Source organism: Verrucosispora sp. SN26_14.1, from assembly GCF_004307965.1.
GTDB lineage: Bacteria > Actinomycetota > Actinomycetes > Mycobacteriales > Micromonosporaceae > Micromonospora.
Map to the genome: position 1 here is coordinate 1 of NZ_SISL01000499.1, position 4,167 is coordinate 4,167.

At 72.0% G+C, this 4,167-nt stretch carries 4 protein-coding genes; 1 reads left to right on the top strand and 3 read right to left on the bottom strand.

Annotation, left to right across the window (positions count from 1 at the left end):
• Nucleotides 1-819 (top strand): GGDEF domain-containing protein (locus EYA84_RS27845; protein WP_131056835.1); only part of this gene is annotated, 819 nt, incomplete at its 5' end.
• A gap of 6 nt (nt 820-825) precedes the next feature.
• Here the strand turns inward: EYA84_RS27845 and prfA are convergent.
• The 3 genes from prfA to rho form a co-directional block, all read right to left on the bottom strand.
• Nucleotides 826-1,914, bottom strand: a complete 1,089-nt coding sequence (prfA, locus tag EYA84_RS27850) for a peptide chain release factor 1 (protein ID WP_131056837.1) — start codon at nt 1,912-1,914, stop codon at nt 826-828.
• Between the two features lie 94 nt (nt 1,915-2,008).
• Entirely contained in the window at nt 2,009-2,233 is a 225-nt protein-coding gene (gene rpmE / locus EYA84_RS27855; RefSeq protein ID WP_131056839.1) for a 50S ribosomal protein L31, read from the bottom strand.
• 328 nt (nt 2,234-2,561) lie between these two features.
• On the bottom strand, nt 2,562-4,167 hold a 1,606-nt coding region (gene rho / locus EYA84_RS27860; protein ID WP_131056841.1), incomplete at its 5' end, for a transcription termination factor Rho.

Sequence of the window (4,167 nt, forward strand, 5' to 3'; positions counted from 1 at the left end):
CGGTTGCTCGGCCACGGCGCGGACAGCGCCCGGGCCCGCGACATGCGCCAACTCGGCCAGGCCTGCCTGGCGGTGGCGGCCGGTCGGCCGATCGAGGCGGTCACCCGCCTGGACGCCGTCCAGGTCTCCGCCGAGACGCTCGGCGCGGCCGAACCGGCACGCCTGCGCAGCATCGCGTTGGCCCGCGCCGGTGACCACGCGGCGGCGCACCGCGCCGACCGGCTGGCCTTCCGGCTCGCCGCGCAACGACACGACCGGCTCCGCGACGTCTACATCGACGGCATCGCCGCCCGCATCGACCACGAGGAGATGCGTCGCGAGGCGGCCCGGTTCGAGGGCGAGGCGCTGACCGATCCGCTGACCGGGCTGCCGAACCGGCGCCGTCTGGAGCGGTACATCGCCGCGGTGGTCGCCCGGGGCGAACGGGTGGTGATCGGCGTCTGCGACCTGGACGGCTTCAAGGCGGTCAACACCCGGCACGGCCACCACTCGGGCGACCTGGTCCTCCAGCGCGTCGCCGGGGTGATCAACCGGGTGATGCGCCGGGGCGACTTCGTGGCCCGCTACGGCGGCGACGAGTTCGTCGTGGTGCTGGCCGGTGCCGGGATGTCCGAGGCCGCCGAGGTCGCGCGCCGGATCGACGCCGCGATCCGGACCGAGGACTGGGAGTCGCTGGTGCCCGGCACGCCGGTCGGCGTCAGCATCGGCTTCGCCGAGGTGGGCGCCGCCGGGCCGGGACAACGCGACGCGCTCGGCGCCGCGTTCGAGGCCGCCGACCGCGAGATGTTGCAGGCCAAGGTCCGGCCGCGCAGCGCCTGAGCGGCGTCAGCGGCGGGTCAGCTCCGGGTCGCCGGCCAGGCGGGCGGCCCGGTCCGCCTCACTGAGCGCGTCGAGCACGCCGTCCAGGTCGCCGGCCAGGGCCAAATCCAGGTTGTACGCGGTGTAGCCGATCCGGTGGTCGGTGATCCGGTTCTGCGGGAAGTTGTAGGTGCGGATCCGCTCCGAGCGGTCCACCGTACGGACCTGCGCCTTGCGGGCGTCCGATGCGGCGGCGTCGGCCTGCTCCTGGGCGGCGGCGAGCAGCCGGGCGCGCAGGATCCGCAGGGCCTGCTCCCGGTTCTGCAACTGGGACTTCTCGTTCTGGCAGGAGACCACGATGCCGGTCGGCAGGTGGGTGATCCGCACCGCCGAGTCCGTGGTGTTGACCGACTGTCCACCGGGACCGGACGACCGGAACACGTCGATCCGCAGCTCGTTCGGGTCGATGGTGACGTCGACCTCCTCGGCCTCCGGCAACACGAGGACGCCGGCCGCGCTGGTGTGGATCCGCCCCTGCGACTCGGTCACCGGCACCCGCTGCACCCGGTGCACGCCGCCCTCCCACTTGAGCCGGGACCAGACGCCGTTGCCCCCGTCGGGTACGCCCTTGGTCTTGATCGCCAGCGAGACGTCCTTGACCCCACCGAGGTCGGAGTCCTGGGCGTCGATCACCTCGGTGAGCCAGCCCCGCCGCTCCGCGTACCGGGTGTACATCCGCAGCAGGTCACCGGCGAACAGCGCCGACTCCTCGCCGCCCTCACCGGCCTTGATCTCGACGATGACGTCCTTGGCGTCGTGCGGGTCGCGCGGGATGAGCAGCTCGGCCAGGCGTTCCTCCAGGGCCGGCAGCGTCGACGCGATCGTCTCCGCCTCGGCCGCGAACGACGCGTCCTCGGCGGCCAACTCCCGTGCCGCGACCAGGTCGGCCCGGGCCTGCGCCAACTCCCCGGCGGCCTTGTGCAGCGGCACCAGTTCGGCGTACCGGCGGCCGACCCGACGGGCGGTGCCCTGGTCGGCGTGGATGGCGGGGTCGGCCAGGCGCTTCTCCAACTCGGCGTACTCGTCGAGGAGGGCGGCCAGGCGCTCGCTGCTCATGCTGCGGATCGCTCCTTGGACGGCGGGGAGACCGGACGACAGACGGACGACGCCCGCGTCCGGGAGAAACCGGACGCGGGCGTCGGACCAGGAGCTACTTGGCCTTCTTGGCCTGAACCTTGGCGTACTTCTGCTGGAACTTCGCGACCCGGCCCGCGGTGTCCAGGACACGCTGCTTGCCCGTGTAGAACGGGTGGCAGGCGCTGCACGTCTCGACGTGGATCGCGCCGCCCTTCGCGGTGCTGCGGGTGGTGAAGGTGTTGCCGCAGGAGCAGGTGACGTTCGTGGTCACGTACTCCGGGTGGATGTTGGACTTCATCTCGCCTCGGTCCTCTCGTCGTGGTCGCCGGGTCGCCCTCGCGCGCCAGTACGCGCGAACGGGGCGTGAACCGGAACCGGTGGCCGATTGACCAGTCTGCCATGGGGCCCAGCAGACCCGCGAAGCGGGCCGTACCGGCTGATCGACCAGGTCAACGCCGGACCCGTCCTCGGCATTCCCCGCGCGGGCTCGCGCATTCCGACCTGCCGGAGGCGGTACGCGAGAGGTCGATGGGGCCGCCGTGGCGCAGGAGAGAACCCCGGCGGGTACGTCGAAGGGGCGCGACCGTGTCGGCCGCGCCCCTTCGACGAGTGTCACCCGGTGGAGGTCACTCCCCCGGCGTCGACTTGGCGATCTGCATCAGGAACTCGATGTTGGTGCGGGACTGCTTGAGCCGGTCCAGCAGGAGGTCGAGCGCCGCCTGCGAGTCCAGCGAGTGCAGCACCTTGCGGAGCTTGTGCACGATGGCCAGCTCCTCCGGCGCGAGCAGGATCTCCTCCTTGCGCGTACCGGACGGGTGGATGTCGATGGCCGGGAAGGTCCGCTTGTCGGCGATCTTCCGGTCCAGCTTCAGCTCCGCGTTGCCGGTGCCCTTGAACTCCTCGAAGATGACCGTGTCCGCCATCGAACCGGTCTCCACCAGCGCGGTGGCGAGGATGGTCAGCGAGCCGCCGTTCTCGATGTTCCGGGCCGCGCCGAGGAACCGCTTCGGCGGGTACAGCGCGGTGGAGTCGATACCACCCGACATGATCCGGCCGCTGGCCGGCGCCGCCAGGTTGTACGACCGGCCGAGCCGGGTCACCGAGTCGAGCAGGACGACCACGTCGTGACCCAGCTCGACCAGGCGCTTGGCCCGCTCGATCGCCAGTTCGGCGACGGTGGTGTGGTCCTGCGGCGGACGGTCGAACGTGGCCGCGATGACCTCGCCCTTCACCGACCGCTGCATGTCGGTGACCTCTTCGGGTCGCTCGTCCACCAGCACCACCATCAGGTGGCACTCCGGGTTGTTGTGCGTGATGGCGTTCGCGATCGCCTGGAGCACCATCGTCTTACCCGCCTTCGGCGGCGAGACGATCAGTGCCCGCTGGCCCTTGCCGATCGGCATGACCAGGTCTATCACCCGGGTGGTGAGGATGTGCGGCTCGGTCTCCAGCCGCAGCCGCTCCTGCGGGTACAGCGGGGTGAGCTTGTAGAACTCCGGCCGACGCTTGGCCTCGTCCGGCTCCATCCCGTTGATGGTGTCCAGCCGGACCAGCGGGTTGTACTTGTCCCGCCGCTGCTCGCCGTCGCGTGCCGCGCGGACCGCGCCGGTGATCGCGTCACCACGCCGCAGTCCGTACTTCTTGATCTGGGACATCGAGACGTACACGTCGTTGGCACCGGCCAGGTAGCCGGTGGTCCGGACGAAGGCGTAGTTGTCGAGCACGTCGACGATGCCGGCCACCGGGACGAGTACGTCGTCCTCGCTGACCTGCGGCTCACGACCGCTGTCGGTGCCGCCGCCCTCGTTACGGTCGCCACGACCGCGTCGGCGGTCCCGGAAGCGGCTGCGCCGGCTACGCCGACCGCCGCCCTCGTCGTCGTCACCGTCGTTGTCCCGATCGACCCGCTGCCCGCGCTCGCCCCGGTCACCCCGGTCACCCCGGTCGTTGCGGTCACTGCGGTCGTTGCGGTCACCCCGGTCACTGCGGTCGTTGCGCTCGCCGCGGTCACCCCGCTCGGTGCGCTCGCCCCGCTCGGTGCGGTCAGTGCGCTCGCCCCGCTCGGTGCGCTCGCCACGGTCGCCCCGCTCCGCACGCTCGGCGCGGTCAGTGCCACGCTCGGCGCGGTCGGTCTTCTCCGCGCGGTCGGTGCCGCGCTCGGTGCGCTCGCCCCGCTCCGCACGGTCGCCACGCTCGGCGCGGTCGCTCCGCTCCGCACGCTCGGCGCCGCGC

Excerpts from the sequence above, each read along its gene's own strand:
- rpmE (WP_131056839.1), bottom strand. The coding sequence starts at position 2,233 with ATGAAGTCCAACATCCACCCGGAGTACGTGACCACGAACGTCACCTGC.
- prfA (WP_131056837.1), bottom strand. The coding sequence starts at position 1,914 with ATGAGCAGCGAGCGCCTGGCCGCCCTCCTCGACGAGTACGCCGAGTTG.